General features: G+C 70.0%; 16 protein-coding genes and 1 rRNA gene. 8 read left to right on the top strand and 9 right to left on the bottom strand.

Translation table 11 applies throughout. From position 1 onward, the window contains the following. Positions 1–116 (top strand): 5S ribosomal RNA (rrf, locus tag JOL79_RS06465). A gap of 678 nt (positions 117–794) precedes the next feature. On the opposite strand, the gene JOL79_RS06460 is transcribed toward rrf, so the two are convergent. The 5 genes from JOL79_RS06460 to pstS are packed head-to-tail and all read right to left on the bottom strand — an operon-like array spanning position 795 to position 5,278. Then, on the bottom strand, positions 795–1,499 hold the full coding sequence (locus JOL79_RS06460; protein ID WP_307848353.1) for a response regulator transcription factor: 705 nt from the start codon (positions 1,497–1,499) through the stop codon (positions 795–797). Between the two features lie 22 nt (positions 1,500–1,521). Beyond that, complete coding sequence (gene pstB / locus JOL79_RS06455; RefSeq protein ID WP_210154702.1) at positions 1,522–2,298, bottom strand: phosphate ABC transporter ATP-binding protein PstB; 777 nt, start codon at positions 2,296–2,298, stop codon at positions 1,522–1,524. 3 nt (positions 2,299–2,301) lie between these two features. Continuing rightward, positions 2,302–3,189 (bottom strand): phosphate ABC transporter permease PstA, encoded by an 888-nt coding sequence (gene pstA / locus JOL79_RS06450; RefSeq protein WP_210154701.1) that lies wholly within the window; start codon positions 3,187–3,189, stop codon positions 2,302–2,304. After that, a complete protein-coding gene (pstC, locus tag JOL79_RS06445) occupies positions 3,186–4,166 on the bottom strand; it encodes a phosphate ABC transporter permease subunit PstC (protein ID WP_210154700.1) in 981 nt (326 codons plus the stop codon). The genes pstA and pstC overlap by 4 nt, the downstream gene beginning before the upstream one ends. Positions 4,167–4,171: 5 nt before the next feature. Beyond that, entirely contained in the window at positions 4,172–5,278 is a 1,107-nt protein-coding gene (gene pstS / locus JOL79_RS06440) for a phosphate ABC transporter substrate-binding protein PstS (protein ID WP_210154699.1), read from the bottom strand. Positions 5,279–5,440: 162 nt separating this feature from the next. Between pstS and JOL79_RS06435 the strand changes: the two genes are divergently transcribed. Continuing rightward, positions 5,441–5,899, top strand: a complete 459-nt coding sequence (locus tag JOL79_RS06435) for a low molecular weight protein-tyrosine-phosphatase (RefSeq protein ID WP_210154698.1) — start codon at positions 5,441–5,443, stop codon at positions 5,897–5,899. Beyond that, the gene (locus tag JOL79_RS06430) at positions 5,886–6,791 is read left to right on the top strand and encodes a fructosamine kinase family protein (RefSeq protein WP_210154697.1); all 906 of its coding nucleotides are present in this window, start codon (positions 5,886–5,888) and stop codon (positions 6,789–6,791) included. Before JOL79_RS06435 ends, JOL79_RS06430 begins: the two co-directional genes overlap by 14 nt. 60 nt (positions 6,792–6,851) lie before the next feature. Here JOL79_RS06430 and hisN read toward each other — a convergent pair whose 3' ends face one another. Beyond that, entirely contained in the window at positions 6,852–7,634 is a 783-nt protein-coding gene (hisN, locus tag JOL79_RS06425; RefSeq protein ID WP_230984390.1) for a histidinol-phosphatase, read from the bottom strand. Between the two features lie 84 nt (positions 7,635–7,718). Here hisN and JOL79_RS06420 point away from each other — a divergent pair, with 84 nt between their 5' ends. Further along, the gene (locus tag JOL79_RS06420; protein WP_210154695.1) at positions 7,719–8,156 is read left to right on the top strand and encodes a DUF4442 domain-containing protein; all 438 of its coding nucleotides are present in this window, start codon (positions 7,719–7,721) and stop codon (positions 8,154–8,156) included. Positions 8,157–8,169: 13 nt separating this feature from the next. On the opposite strand, the gene rsgA is transcribed toward JOL79_RS06420, so the two are convergent. Both rsgA and aroA read right to left on the bottom strand, forming a co-directional pair. Continuing rightward, positions 8,170–9,231 carry a ribosome small subunit-dependent GTPase A gene (rsgA, locus tag JOL79_RS06415; RefSeq protein ID WP_210154760.1) on the bottom strand — a complete coding sequence of 354 codons (1,062 nt, stop codon included), beginning with the start codon at positions 9,229–9,231 and terminating at the stop codon, positions 8,170–8,172. Positions 9,232–9,286: 55 nt separating this feature from the next. Next, entirely contained in the window at positions 9,287–10,591 is a 1,305-nt protein-coding gene (gene aroA, locus JOL79_RS06410) for a 3-phosphoshikimate 1-carboxyvinyltransferase (protein WP_210154694.1), read from the bottom strand. A gap of 75 nt (positions 10,592–10,666) precedes the next feature. On the opposite strand from aroA, the gene JOL79_RS06405 reads away from it, so the two are divergent. Together JOL79_RS06405 and JOL79_RS06400 are read left to right on the top strand one after the other, a co-directional pair. Then, positions 10,667–11,419, top strand: a complete 753-nt coding sequence (locus JOL79_RS06405) for an SOS response-associated peptidase (protein ID WP_210154693.1) — start codon at positions 10,667–10,669, stop codon at positions 11,417–11,419. Positions 11,420–11,552: 133 nt separating this feature from the next. Next, positions 11,553–11,885 carry a TraR/DksA family transcriptional regulator gene (locus JOL79_RS06400; protein WP_210154692.1) on the top strand — a complete coding sequence of 111 codons (333 nt, stop codon included), beginning with the start codon at positions 11,553–11,555 and terminating at the stop codon, positions 11,883–11,885. Between the two features lie 75 nt (positions 11,886–11,960). On the opposite strand, the gene JOL79_RS06395 is transcribed toward JOL79_RS06400, so the two are convergent. Continuing rightward, complete coding sequence (locus JOL79_RS06395) at positions 11,961–12,701, bottom strand: class I SAM-dependent methyltransferase (RefSeq protein ID WP_210154691.1); 741 nt, start codon at positions 12,699–12,701, stop codon at positions 11,961–11,963. 247 nt (positions 12,702–12,948) lie between these two features. Here JOL79_RS06395 and JOL79_RS06390 point away from each other — a divergent pair, with 247 nt between their 5' ends. Continuing rightward, positions 12,949–13,590 carry a sigma-70 family RNA polymerase sigma factor gene (locus tag JOL79_RS06390; protein ID WP_307848357.1) on the top strand — a complete coding sequence of 214 codons (642 nt, stop codon included), beginning with the start codon at positions 12,949–12,951 and terminating at the stop codon, positions 13,588–13,590. Beyond that, positions 13,587–13,853 (top strand): mycothiol system anti-sigma-R factor, encoded by a 267-nt coding sequence (gene rsrA / locus JOL79_RS06385; protein ID WP_210154690.1) that lies wholly within the window; start codon positions 13,587–13,589, stop codon positions 13,851–13,853. Before JOL79_RS06390 ends, rsrA begins: the two co-directional genes overlap by 4 nt. Positions 13,854–14,195 lie beyond the last annotated feature (342 nt).

The following is a 14,195-nucleotide window of genomic DNA, read 5'->3' as shown; positions in this document are numbered from 1 at the left end:
ACGGCGGTTATAGCGGTAGGGAAACACCCGGTTACATTCCGAACCCGGAAGTTAAGCCTTCCAGCGCCGATGGTACTGCACTGGGGACGGTGTGGGAGAGTAGGACGCCGCCGGACAATTTTTGTGGAGGGCCACCCTGTTTGGGGTGGCCCTTCATGTTTTGTGTGTGGGGCTTTTGTGGTGGGGGTCGCCGGTTGGCGGCCCCCTTTTTTGTTCTTGTCGCTCTGTCATCGCCGCAACTGGCACCGCGACACCTCCGTCCCCGTCGAGGCGCGGATCGCGATCGTGATGGTGTGCCTCAGGGGCCTCCGATCTCGCCGGCGAGAGAGACAGGCTGCCCGCCCTGCGGAGGTCTTTTCCCGCGGCGACACCGCGTCCCGAAGCAATCTTTGCTGAAGGCCGATGAACATGCCGTTCCCGCCACAGGCCGTATTCGACCTGCGCGTATGCAGTGACGCACCCGCCGTCGTTGACCGCGAAAATTCCACTCTGGACGCTGAAGACCTCACCCCCAAGGAAAGAGGTGTTCTGTCATGCGTCGTCGTATCGCCGCTGCGATTCTCACCGCTCTGATGGCGGCTGGCGTGGCGGGTGCAGTCGCCGCGGCCACCGCGACCCCGGCCAGTGCCAACTTCTTGTGCTGCTGATCCGCAAGGCGACTGGTCTGATCGGTAAGGGCGCCCGGCCTCCGGACGGGCGCCCGCAGCGCAGAACGGCCTGGCTCGAACGGGTAGCCCCGGACGGCCAGGCCGAAAACGCGCAGTATCGAAGTGGGATCGAACAGGTAGGCCGGGTCAGCTGGAGATGAGGCGGTAACCCACGCCGCGTACCGTCTGGATCATGCGGTCCTCGACGTCGCCGAGCCGGGCCCGCAGGCGCTTCACGTGGACCGCGATGGTGTTGGTCGACATGCCGTCGGCGGAGTGCCATACGTTGCGCATGATCTGCTCGCGGGTGACCGTCCGGTCCGCGTTGCGCATGAGGTAGTGCAGGAGCTCGAACTCCCGCAACGGCAGGTGCACGACCCGTCCGCCCACCTTCACCTGGTAGGCGGTCACGTCGAGCTCGACGTCGCCGATCGTCAGGACGGTCCGGTGGGTGTCCTGGCGGCGGAAGGCCGACTGCACGAGCGGGAGCAGTTCGGGGACACGGTAGGGCCGGGCCACGCACGCGGTGGCCCCGGCCTCCAATGCCTGCAGCGCCTGCTCGGCATCGCTCCCGAAGTCGATGCCGAGCAGCACCGGCACGGCCCGCGCCACTCGTACGGCACGGACGAAATCGACGGGACCGACGATCGGGAGAGACGCGCTGATCAGCACGGCGTCAGGCCGGAGGGCACCGGCCTGGAGCAGTGCCTGCGCGCCGTCCGGCACGCCGGTCACGTCGACGCCCTCCGCCTGCAGTGCGGCCGAGAGCTGTCGAAGCAGACCGGCGTCCGGATCGGCCACCAGGAGCATGGGCGCCGTCCGAGTGTCCCCGTCCACTGCGGGTGCCGTCACCCGGTTCCTCCAATGTCGCGTGTCAGCCGAAGCGCCCTGTGATGTAGTCCTCAGTCGCCTTCTCAGCTGGATTCGTGAAGATCTTCGAGGTCTCGTCCATCTCGACGAGCTTGCCCGGCTGTCCCTGAGCGGCGAGGTTGAAGAACGCGGTCTTGTCGCTGACCCGCGCCGCCTGCTGCATGTTGTGCGTCACGATGACGATCGTGTAGTCCTGCTTGAGCTGGCTGATCAGATCTTCGATCGCCAGGGTGGAGATCGGGTCGAGCGCGGAGCAGGGCTCGTCCATCAGCAGCACCTGCGGCCGTACGGCGATCGCCCGGGCGATGCACAGACGCTGCTGCTGACCGCCGGAGAGGCCGGCGCCCGGCTTGTTGAGCCGGTCCTTGACCTCGTTCCAGAGGTTCGCGCCCCGGAGGGACTCCTCGACGATGCTTTCGAGCTGCGAGCGGGAGAACCGGCCGTTCAGCTTGAGGCCGGCCGCCACGTTGTCGAAGATCGACATCGTCGGGAAGGGGTTGGGCCGCTGGAACACCATGCCGATGGTCCGCCGTACCGACACGGGGTCGACGTCGGAGCCGTAGAGGTCCTGCTCCTCCAGACGGACCTTGCCCTCGACACGGGCGCCGGGGATGACCTCGTGCATCCGGTTGAGGGTCCGCAGGAACGTGGACTTGCCGCACCCGGAGGGGCCGATGAAGGCCGTCACCGAGCGCGGCTCGATCGTCATCGAGATGCCCTCGATGGCCTTGTGCGATCCGTAGTAGGCATCGAGGTCGGCTACCTCGATCTGCTTGGCCATTGTCTAGGACCCCCTCTTGGCGGGAGAACGCCACCAGGTGATGAGGCGCGCCACCAGGTTGAGCAGCATGACGATGAGGATCAGGGTGAGAGCGCCGGTCCAGGCCCGGTCGACCGCGGTGACGTTCGGGCGCTGCGCCTGATCGAAGACGAACAGCGGAAGACCCATCTGCGGCCCGCTGAACGGGTCGGTGTTGATGGAGTCGGTGATGAAGACGGTCAGCAGCAGCGGAGCCGTCTCGCCCGCGACGCGCGCGACGGCCAGCATCACGCCGGTGACGATGCCGGTGAACGCCGTCGGCAGGACGACCTTCACGATGGTGCGCCACTTCGGCACACCCAGCGCGTACGACGCCTCGCGCAGCTCGTGTGGCACGAGCCGCAGCATCTCCTCGGCGGCGCGGACGACCACCGGCATCATGAGGATCGACAGCGCCAGGCCCCCGGCGAAGCCGGAGTAGCCCTGGCCGAGTACGAGGACCCAGAACGCCAGGATGAACAGGCCGGAAACGACGGAAGGGACGCCGGTCATGACGTCCACGAAGAAGCTGATGACGCGGGCCAGCCGGCCGCCGGAACTGTACTCGACGAGGTAGACCGCGGTCAGCAGGCCGACCGGCACGGCGATGAGCGAGGCGAGCAGCACCTGCTCCAGCGTGCCGATGATGGCGTGGTAGGCGCCGCCCCCGGCGTCCCTCGCACCGATGTTGCGCATCGAGTGGGTGAGGAACGTCAGGTCGAACCGGCCGATGCCGTTCTTGACCACGAGCCACAGCACGGACACCAGCGGGATGACGGCCAGCGCGAACGCCAGATAGACGAGCCCCTGGACGATCTTGTCCTTGGCTCGTCTCGACCCCGATATGGGGCGGATTCCGGTCTCAACGGTCACGCTGCGGCCCTCGCGTACTCCTTACGACGGGCGATGACGAAACGAGCGCCCATGTTGACCAGCAAAGTGATGAGGAACAGGACCAGACCCGAGGCGATCAGCGCGCCGGTGCCGATCGGGGTCGCCTCGCCGAAGCCGTTGGCGATGTTCGCGGCGATGCTGTTGCCGTTCGGGCCGAGGATCCGGAACGAGATGGTGAACGTCGCCGGGAAGATCAGGGCGACGGCGATGGTCTCGCCCATCGCGCGGCCGAGACCCAGCATGGCGGCGCTGATGACACCGGGGCGGCCGAACGGCAGCACCGACATCCGGATCATTTCCCAGCGGGTCGCGCCGAGCGCCAGCGCGGCCTCCTCCTGCATCTTGGGGGCCTGCAGGAAGACCTCGCGGGAGATCGCGGCGATGATCGGCAGAATCATGATGGCGAGCACCAGGCCGGCGGTGAGCATGCTGCGGCCCACCACCTGGTCGCCGCCGAACAGCGGGATCCAGCCGAAGTAGGTGTTGAGGAACTCCCACGGGCCCTGCACGAACGGGACGAGGAAGGTGACGCCCCACAGGCCGTACACGACGCTGGGGACGGCGGCGAGCAGGTCGACGATGTAGCCGAGGACCGAGGCGAGGCCGCGGGGGGCGTAGTGGGAGATGAACAGCGCGACTCCGATCGCCACCGGGGTGGCGATGATCAGCGCGAGCAGCGAACTCATCGCCGTTCCGAACGCGAGCGCGCCGATGCCGAAAGCCGGTTTGGTGGCGTTCGGCTGCCAGGTGAGCTCGGTCAGGAAGTGGGAGGTGTTCGCCTGGAGGGCGGGGACGGCCTTGACGACCAGGAACACCCCGATCGCGGCCATGATCGCCAGAAGGGCGACCCCGGCTGCGGTTGAGGCGAAGCGGAACGGGCCGTCACCGCGGCTGCGCCGGAAGGCGGGCCGGCCCATGGCCGGCCCGCGCTCCCTGGTTCTGGTGGATGTCGCCATCGGCCTTAGGAGATGGCCTCGATAGCGGTCCGGACCTTGGTCACCAGGCTGGTCGGCAGCGGGGCGTAGCCGAGGCTGGTCAGCGCCTGCTGGCCCTCGTCGCTGGCGGTGTAGGTCAGGAACGACTTGACCAGCTTCGAGTCGTCGGCCGACAGGCCCTTCTCGCAGGTGATCTCGTAGGTCACCAGGACGATCGGGTAGGCGCCCGCGGCCTTGGTGGCGTAGTCGATCTTCAGCTTGAGGTCGTTGCCGGTGCCGACGATCTCGGCGGCCTCGACGGTCTTGGCGGCGCTCTCAGGGGTGAGCTCGACGAACTCGCCGGAGCCGTTGGCGACCTTGGCCTTCTGCAGCTGCGAGTTCTCCGCGAAGGAGAGCTCGACGTAGCTGATGGCGCCCTCGGTGCCCTTGAGCGCGGAGGCGATCCCGTCGGAGCCCTTGGCGCCCTGGCCCTGAGCCTCGGCCGGCCACGCCTTGGCGGGCTCGTACGGCCACTCGGCGGTGGCCTTCAGGAACTTGGTGAAGTTGTCGCTGGTGCCCGACTCGTCCGAGCGGTGGAACGCCTGGATCGCGGTCGAGGGCAGCTTGGCGTCGGGGTTGTCGGCCTTGATGGCCGGGTCGTCCCACTTGGTGATCTTGCTGTTGAAGATCCCGCCGATCGTCTTCGGCGACAGCTGGAGACCGTCCACACCGGGCAGGTTGTAGACGACGGCCACCGGGCCGGTCACCATCGGCAGGTCGATCGCCTTGCCGGTCTTGCAGCGGGCGTCGGCCTGGGCGGGCTCACCCTTCTCGTCGTTCAGCGCCGAGTCGGAGCCGGCGAACGCGACGGTGCCCTGGATGAACGACTGCACACCCGCGCCGGAACCGGACGGCTGGTAGTTGATGCTGACGCCCGAGTTCTGCGACTGGAAGTTCTTCTTCCACTCCGCGATGGCGTTCGCCTGGGCCGAGGAACCGGCCGCGTTGATGGTGCCCTTGAGAGTGTCGTCGCCCTGCGCCGCGGCGCTGGAGGTGCCCGCCGGGGCGTTGGAGTTGTCGTCGGTACCGCACGCGGCGAGCGACAGCACGCCGGCGATGGCGGCGACGGCGGCGAGCCGGCCTGCATACTTCACGGATTTTCCTCCCCTTGTCTCTTCAACAGCGAGGACAGTAGGGAGCAAAGGTGACCTCAATCCCTGGTAAAGGTGAACGACCGATGAACGGCCACGGTCGCTCACGCGAGATCGCCGAAGGATAACGACCAGGTCACGCCCGTTATCGGGCAGGATTGGTTCATGAAGCGTGTCTGTCTGGTCTGCCTGGGAAATATCTGCCGGTCACCCATGGCCGAGGTGGTGCTGCGCCGTACGCTGGCCGAACGCGGCCTCGACGTCGAGGTCGACAGCGCCGGGACCGGGGGGTGGCACGCGGGAGAGCCCATGGACGAACGCGCGCTGGCCATTCTGGCCGACTACGGCTACGACGGCTCGTCCCACCGGGCCAGGCGTTTCGATTCCGCCTGGTTCGCCGAGCGCGACCTCGTCCTGGCGATGGACCGGGACAACCTGCGGGCGCTGCGGGCGATCGCCCCGCCGGGGGCCGACGTGCGGCTCTTCCGGTCGTTCGACCCCGCCGCGCCCGAGGACGCCGAGGTGCCCGACCCCTACTACGGCGGTCGCCAGGGCTTTCTCGACGTGCTCAGGATGGTCGAGGCCGCCTCCGACGGAGTGGCGAAGTACCTTGAAGATCATTAGAGATCTGGGCAGGAGTCACGCCTGGAGCCTGTACGAGGCCCTGCTCGACGACGGCCGCCGGGTCTTCGTGAAGCAGGGCGTGCCGGGCGGCACGGTGAGCGACGCCGACGGCACTGCGGGCGCTGACGGAACTGCGGGCGGTGCCGGCTTCATGGCGGAGGCCGCCGGACTGCGCTGGCTCGCGGAGGCGGACGCCGTCGCCGTGCCCGAGGTGATTGAGGCGACCGCCGGCCGCCTGGTGCTGGAGTGGGTGGAGACCGCGCCGGCGACGGCCGCCGCGGCCGAGCGGTTCGGCCGGGAGCTCGCCGCCCTCCACGCCGCGGGCGCGCCGCGCTTCGGCGCGCCATGGCCGGGGATGATCGCGGAGCTCCCCATGGACAACAGCACAGGCGACGACACGGACAGCAGCACAGGCGGCGACGCGGGCGGCGACGCGGCGGTCGACTGGCCGTCGTTCTATGTGACCCGCCGCGTCCTGCCGTTCGTCCGGCTCGCCCGCGACCGCGGCGCGCTGTCCGCCCGCGACGTCGAGCTGCTGGAGGAGGCGTGCGCGTACGCGCCGGAGGTGGCCGGCCCGCCGGAACCGCCCAGCCGGCTGCACGGCGACCTGTGGAGCGGGAACCTGCTGTGGACGGCCGACCGGGTGACGCTGGTCGACCCGGCGGCCCACGGCGGCCACCGGGAGACCGATCTCGCCATGCTCGCGCTGTTCGGCGCGCCCCACCTGGGCACGGTGCTCGGCGCCTACCGGGAGGAGGCGCCGCTCGACTGCGGCTGGCGCGAGCGGGTGCCGCTGCACCAGCTCCACCCGCTGGCCGTGCACGTCTGCCTGTACGGCGAGGCCTACCGGGGCAGTCTGTTGACCGCCGCGGCAGACGTCCTCGCCCTCTGAACTCCTCTTAATCTCAGGGAACCCGTGAATACCTCTGCCGCACCGCCCGGCCGGGCGGGCTCAGGGGCGCGCCAGGCGCTTGAGCGTCTCGCCGTGCAGCAGTCCGTTGGAGCAGACGAGGCTGCCGCCGTCCAGGGGCTTGCCGCCGTCGAGCGCGGTGCAGGCGCCGCCCGCCTCCTCGACGATGACGGTCAGCGCGGCCATGTCCCACGGGGACAGTTCGGGCTCGGCGGAGATGTCCACGGCGCCCTCGGCGACCAGCACGTGGGACCAGAAGTCGCCGTAACCGCGGCTGCGCCAGACGTCGCGGGTGAGGCCGAGGAATCCGTCGAACCGGCCGGCCTTCTCCCATTCGTCCAGATCGGAGAAGGACAGCGAGGCGTCCTCCAGGCGGCCGACCGAGGACACCTGGCACCGGGTGGCCTTGGTCAGGCTGCGGCCCGTCCAGGCGCCGCCCTCCTTGGCGGCCCACCAGCGGCGGCCGAGGGCCGGGGCGGAGACCACGCCGACGACGATCTCGCCCCGCTCCATCAGGGCGATGAGCGTGGCCCACACGGGGACGCCGCGCACGTAGTTCTTCGTACCGTCGATGGGGTCGACGATCCAGGAGCGCATGCCGTAGCCGGTCATGCCGTACTCCTCACCCATGATCGCGTCACGGGGGCGGGCCCGGCGCAGCGTGCCGCGGATGGCCTCCTCGACCGCCCGGTCGGCGTCGCTGACCGGAGTGAGGTCGGGCTTGGTGTCGACCTTCAGGTCGACGGCCTTGAAACGGCGCATCGTGATGTCGTCGGCGGCGTCCGCCATCACGTGCGCGAGGCGCAGATCGTCGCTGTATCCCATCACAGGCCCCAAGGTATCGCGCCGGTGCCCGATCGCATCAGGCGTATGATCGGCCTGGTGGCTACTGGCCGGTAACATCTGGTCATGGACATCGCCGCCTTCCTCCTCGACAGCGTCCCGTTCGCCCGCCTGCTCGGCATATCGTTCGACTCCGTCGGGCCGGGCACGACCGTCGCGCGCATGCCCGACCGCGACGATCTGCACAACCACGTGGGCGGCCCGCACGCCGGAGCCCTGTTCACCCTCGCCGAGACGGCCTCGGGCGCGGCCATGCTGTCGGCGTTCGGCGACCAGCTCGCCCGCGCCGTCCCGCTCGCCACGCGGGCCGAGATCGGCTATCTGCGCCTGGCCATGGGCGAGGTGACGGCCACCGCGACGCTACGGGCCGAGCGCGAGGCGGTCGTCGCCCGGCTCGACGCGGGGGAGCGGCCCGAGTTCGAGGTCGACGTGGAGATCGGCGACGGCGCGGGCGTCGCCGTGGCGCGCATGACCGTGTCCTGGACCCTTCGCCCCAACCGCTGACCGCTGACGCGGATCAGTCCTCGTCGGTCCCCTCCCGGCTGGCCAGCAGCCGCCGCAGCGACTCCAGCCGGGCCGGGTCGGCGTGCCCTTCGGCCACGAACCGGTCGAGCGCGCAGTCGCCGCCCAGATGTGTGCAGCCCTTCGGGCAGTCGACCGCGGCCTCGTTGAAGTCGGGGAAGGCCACGAGCACGTTCTCCACCGCCACGTGCCCGAGACCGAAGCTGCGCACGCCCGGCGTGTCGATGATCCAGCCGCCCTCGGGCAGATGCAGAGCCAGGGCGGAGGTGGAGGTGTGCCGGCCTCGCCCGGTCACCGCGTTGACGTCCGACACCGCCCGCCTGGCGTGCGGGACGAGAGCGTTGACGAGGGTCGACTTGCCGACGCCGGAGTGGCCCACCAGAACGCTGATGCGGTCGGTCAGCCGTTCGCGGAGCTCGTCGAGCGGGCCTCCCTTGCTCACCACGACGTACGGCACGCCGAGCGGGGCGTACAGGGAGACCAGCTCGCCGGCCGGCGCGAGATCGGCCTTGGTGAGGCACAGCAGCGGTTCGATGTCCGCGTCGAACGCCGCGACCAGCAGGCGGTCGATCATCCGGGGACGCGGCGGCGGGTCCGCCAGCGCGGTCACGATCACGAGCTGATGGGCGTTGGCGACGACGGGCCGCTCGATCTCGTCGGTGTCGTCCGCGCTGCGCCGCAGCATCGAGACGCGCTCCTCGACGCGGACGATCCGGGCCAGCGTGTCCGGCCGGCCCGACACGTCGCCGACCAGCGCCACCCGGTCGCCGACCACGATGCCCTTGCGGCCAAGCTCACGCGCCCTCATGGCGACGACGAGGACGGGTTCCGGCTCCCGCGACGAGCGCGCGCCCCGGGGACGCGGCCCGTCGTGTGACGCCGCGCCGGGCAGGGCCACGTCGTCGTGACCGACCAGGCAGGTGTACCGCCCGCGGTCGACCGTCACCACGAAGCCCGCCACCGCCTCGCTGTGGGCAGGACGGGTCCGCGTCCGGGGCCGCGACCCCTTGCCGGGCCGGATCCTGACGTCGTCCTCGTCGTACTGTCGCTTCTTCAGTGTCGGCGCCCCGATCGTCTCGCGCGGGCGCGGCGGCGCGGCGGCAGGCCGTCCGTCACCCTGTGCCACCCAGCATCGCGGCCCACATGCGGGGGAACTCGGGCAGCGTCTTGCCGGTCGTGGCGATGTCCTCCACCTCCACACCGGGGACGGCCAGGCCGATGACCGCTCCCGCGGTGGCCATCCGATGGTCGGCGTAGCTGTGGAAGACGCCTCCGGACAGCGGCCTCGGACGGATCACCAGACCGTCGTCGGTCTCCCCGGCGTCGCCGCCCAGCCGGTTGATCTCGGCCGCCAGCGCGGCGATGCGGTCGGTCTCGTGGCCCCGGATGTGGGCGACGCCGCTGATCCGCGACGGACCGTCGGCCAGCGCGGCGAGGGCGGCGATGGTCGGGGTCAGCTCGCTCACGTCGCGCAGATCGACGTCGATGCCCTGGATGCGACCGGAACCGCTGACCTGGAGGCCCTCAGGCACCCGGGTCACGGAGCCGCCCATCGCGGCCAGCAGTTCCCGGAGCCGGTCGCCCCCCTGCGTCGTGTCCTCCGGCCAGTCGGGGACGACGACCGTGCCGCCGGTGACCAGCGCGGCCGCGAGGAAGGGCGCGGCGTTCGACAGGTCCGGCTCGACCGTGAGGTCACGCGCCAGGATCGGTCCCGGCTCTACCCGCCACACGTCGGGGACGCCGTCGTCCACCTCGACCCCGGCCTGGCGCAGCATCCGCACCGTCATCTCGATGTGCGGCATCGACGGCACCGGCGGACCGTCGTGCCGTACCGTGAGGCCCTTGTCGAACCGGGCCCCGGCGAGCAGCAGGCCGGACACCATCTGGGAGGACACCGAGGCGTCGAGCACGACCTCGCCGCCCGCGACCGGGCCGCGGACGGTGAACGGCAGCGCGTCGTTGTCGATCTCGGCGCCGAGCGCGCGCAGCGCCCCGAGGATCGGGCCCATCGGACGCTTCCGGGCATGAGCGTCGCCGTCGAAGGAGACCGGGCCGTCGGCGAGCGCCGCCACGGGGGGGACGAACCGCATGACCGTCCCGGCCAGGCCGACGTCGATCGACACGCCGCCGCGCAGCGGACGAGGGGTGACGGCCCAGTCGACCCCCGACGGGGTCTCGCCCGAGGCGGTCAGCTCCGTGCCCAGCGACCGCAGTGCCGCGACCATGAGGTCGGCGTCCCGGCTGCGCAGCGCGAGACGTACGGAACCAGGGTCCTCGGCGAGCGCGGCGAGCAGCAGTGCCCGATTGGTCACCGACTTGGAACCGGGCAGGCGGACGGTCGCGCGGACCGGTCCGGGGGCCGTCGGCGCGGGCCAGTGAGGTGCGGCCCCGGGGGCCGGAGTCTGCGCGGATGCCATGCCGCAAGTTTATCGGGAGCGCCTCGGCGGCCGGGGAGCGCGCGCGGTCGCGATCGGAATGGCAGTCTTGGGGGCATGTGCGGCAGGTACGCGTCGGCGCGGAAGAAGCAGGAGCTCCTTGAGGAGTTCCAGGTCGAGCTCGACGGGGCCCCGGAGACCGAGCTCAGGCCCGACTACAACGTGGCGCCCACGAAGAACGTCTACGCGGTGATGTGCCGCGCCCCGAAGACCGGAGACGGGGAGAAGGCGGAGCGGCCCGTCCGCCAGCTCCGCACCGTCCGGTGGGGGCTGGTGCCGAGCTGGGCGAAGGACCCCTCCGTCGGCTCCCGGATGATCAACGCCCGGGTGGAGACGGTGCGGGAGAAGCCGTCGTACCGCAGGGCCTTCGCGTCGCGTCGCTGCCTGCTGCCCGCCGACGGCTACTACGAGTGGATGCCGCTGGAGGGCGGGAAGAAGAAGCAGGCGTACTTCATCCATCCGGCCGGCGGCGGCCTGCTCGCGATGGCGGGGCTGTACGAGTTCTGGAAGGACCCGGGCCGCGACGACGACGACCCGCTGAAGTGGCTGTGCACGTGCACCGTCATCACCACGACGGCGGCGGACCGGCTGGGCCGCATCCACGACCGGATGCCGATGATGGTCGAGCCCGAGCGGTGGGCCGACTGGCTCGACCCCGACCTGCGCGACCCGTCCGATCTGCTGGTGCCGGCGAGCCCCGACCGGCTGGAGGCGTACGCGGTGTCGTCCGCCGTCAACAACGTCCGCAACAACGGGCCGGAACTGCTCGAGCCGCTGGAGGACAGCGGGGACGCCCCCGCGTCGCTGTGAACTCCACCGGTGTAACCAGGTCGTGAAGTGGGCATTCGATGAAGAAAGCGGTGCACATCAGGTGAACGACCGCTGACCCGCCCGGAGACCGGGGCTCCCGGCGGGTGTCCCCCCGTCCCGGAGGTGCCGAGTCGTGGACGACGCGACCGCGCGTATGCGCCTGGAAAGCATGCTCCAAGAGCTCGACAAGTCGATCCTGGTGCTGGGGGCGGATCCGGCCGCCCCGAAGGAGAGGTCGGCGGCGGACGCGGGCGCGGGCCTCACCGACGCCGACCGCACCCGCGCCATGATCGACGCCGCGGCCCGGCACCGCATGGCCGTGCTCGCCGCGCTCAGGCGCCTGGACGACGGTGGATACGGGCGCTGCGTCGACTGCGGCAGACCCGTTCCCGAGGGCAGGCTGGAGGCCCGGCCGGAGGCGGCCCGCTGCGTGCAGTGCCAGTCGCGCGCGGAACGGCGCCGCTGACCGGCGTACCAGGTCCGCGGCTGCCCGGTTCGCCTGGCTGCTGCCCGGTTCGCGCCGCCTCTGTGACTGCGGCGCTTAGCCGGGCTTGCGCGCGCTCGCCACCAGATGGATGCCGACAGTGTCGTCGCCGTCGGCCTGGGTTTCCAGCTCGGTGCGCACCAGCCAGGACAGGGACTGGTTCCCGGAGCCGAGCACGTGGTCGACCGTCGAGGGGGACAGGACGGTCCGCGGGCGGATCCAGTCGACCTCCAGCCCGGCGCCGGTGATCAGCTCGCGGAGTTGCTGGCTGGTGAAGCAGCGGGTGATGCTCCCGTCGGGCCATGGGATCAGCATGACCTCGCCGGTCTGGCACAGGTGGGCCCAGTAGTTCTGCTCGGCGAGGATGGCCATGCCGAGCACCAGCGAGTCGACGCACAGCAGCGCCCGGCCGCCCGGCTTCAGCACCCGCGCCACGTCCTCGATCACCGACTCGGCCATGATTTCGACGGACAGCACCCGCTCTTCGGCGAGCACCCCGTCGACCGATTCGTCCGGCAGGAAGCCGAGAGTGTCGGCGCGGACCTTCTGGACGCGCCTCGACACGTCGTGCAGCCCGCGGTCGGGAGGCCTGCGGAAGTCCATCACCTCGATGATCCGGTGACCGGCGCGCGTCATCTGGGCGGGCCACCGGCCGCGCCCGCCCGATAGGTCGAGCAGCAGGGACGGCGTGCCGGGAAGCCACTGCCGCAACTGCTCGGCCGCGACGGCCCGATAGAAGGTCCAGTACGGCCCGAGGGTGCCCGAGCCATTCAGTTCACTGGCCGGAATAGGCAGCACGAGCGGCTCCTGGACTATGGCTATCTCGAGAGCGGCAGGAGATAGCGAACACACGGTTTCCGGGCTACCAGCCGGTGCCTGTTTTTTTCCCCGCAGGAGGTCGATCGTCACATCAATCTGCACCGGGAACAGACTCTACGCCCACCCTGTTGCAGAGGGCGTGAAGACGTTGGCGCCGCCAGAAGCCCTCGGCAGGCTCGTCCGCATCGGCCCGGTATCCTCGGCTGGTGACGGCGTCCTGAAGGAGGTGGGTCCGGTCTCCAAGACAGCCGAGGAGACTCTGGAGCAGCGTAGTGAGCGGTTCGAGCGCGATGTCATGCCGTATCTCGACCAGCTCTACTCCGCCGCGCTCCGGATGACCCGTAACTCAGCCGACGCGGAGGATCTCCTGCAGGAGACCTTCGCCAAGGCCTTCGCGTCGTTCCACCAGTTCCAGGAGGGGACGAACCTCAAGGCCTGGCTCTACCGCATTCTCACGAACACCTTCATCAACAGCTACCGGAAGAAGCAGCGGGAGCCCAAGCAGGCCGGTTCCGAGGAGATCGAGGACTGGCAGCTCGCACGGGCCGAGTCGCACACGTCCACGGGGCTCAAGTCCGCCGAGATCGAGGCGCTGGAACACCTTCCCGACAGCGACGTGAAGGACGCGCTCGCCGCGCTTCCCGAGGAGTTCCGCATCGCGGTCTACCTGGCCGACGTCGAAGGGTTCCCGTACAAGGAGATCGCCGAGATCATGGGCACTCCGATCGGGACCGTGATGTCGCGTCTCCACCGGGGGCGCCGCCAGTTGCGGGGACAACTCCAGGACTACGCGCGCGACCGCGGACTTGTGCGGCCGGACTCCCGCGGCGGAGGCCTCGATGATTCGCTTGGGCAGGAGGAGCGATGAGCTGCGGGAACCACCACGACACGCCGTGTAGCGACGTGCTCGACTGGGTTTACACCTATCTGGACGGCGAGCTCGACGGCGAGCGGTGCGCCGAGATCAGGAAACACCTGGACGAGTGCGGCCACTGCCTCGAGGAGTACGGCCTTGAGGAGACGGTCAAGCGGCTCGTGGCCAAGCACTGCGGATGTGATCCGGTTCCCCAGGATCTCCGCGCCCGCGTCCTCGTCCGCATCCGGCAGGCCCGCACGGAGATGGCCGACTGAGCGAGGGCTCGCCCCAAGCGGGACGAAGCAGGGCAATCACACGGGGTGTGATGGCTTGGTTACGGTTTGGCTGCGAAGGTGCGTCCCACCTGACCGGCCGTTCCCCGCTTCTGTAGCCTGAGGGGCGAATCGACGTGGAGGCGGCAATGTACAGGAAGACCCTAGCCAGACTGCTGGTGGCGCTGACGCTGCTCGCTCCGGTGATCGCTCTGGGCGGCGCGATCGCAGGAACGCCGGGTATCTCCTGGATCTAGGCCACCGGCCGACACTCGCGAGGTCATGCCCGTGGCCTCCTCGCCTGAGCCGAGGGCGAAGGGGCCCACGGGGTTCCGTACTCACCTG

Source organism: Microbispora oryzae, assembly GCF_017896165.1.
Classification (GTDB): Bacteria; Actinomycetota; Actinomycetes; order Streptosporangiales; family Streptosporangiaceae; genus Microbispora; species Microbispora oryzae.
This window is presented reverse-complemented; position numbering and strand designations above follow the sequence as displayed.

Coding starts and splice junctions, on each gene's coding strand:
- pstB (WP_210154702.1), bottom strand. CDS start 2,298: ATGGCCAAGCAGATCGAGGTAGCCGACCTCGATGCCTACTACGGATCG.
- pstC (WP_210154700.1), bottom strand. CDS start 4,166: ATGGCGACATCCACCAGAACCAGGGAGCGCGGGCCGGCCATGGGCCGG.
- JOL79_RS06435 (WP_210154698.1), top strand. CDS start 5,441: ATGAAGCGTGTCTGTCTGGTCTGCCTGGGAAATATCTGCCGGTCACCC.
- hisN (WP_230984390.1), bottom strand. CDS start 7,634: ATGGGATACAGCGACGATCTGCGCCTCGCGCACGTGATGGCGGACGCC.
- JOL79_RS06420 (WP_210154695.1), top strand. CDS start 7,719: ATGGACATCGCCGCCTTCCTCCTCGACAGCGTCCCGTTCGCCCGCCTG.
- aroA (WP_210154694.1), bottom strand. CDS start 10,591: ATGGCATCCGCGCAGACTCCGGCCCCCGGGGCCGCACCTCACTGGCCC.
- JOL79_RS06405 (WP_210154693.1), top strand. CDS start 10,667: ATGTGCGGCAGGTACGCGTCGGCGCGGAAGAAGCAGGAGCTCCTTGAG.
- rsrA (WP_210154690.1), top strand. CDS start 13,587: ATGAGCTGCGGGAACCACCACGACACGCCGTGTAGCGACGTGCTCGAC.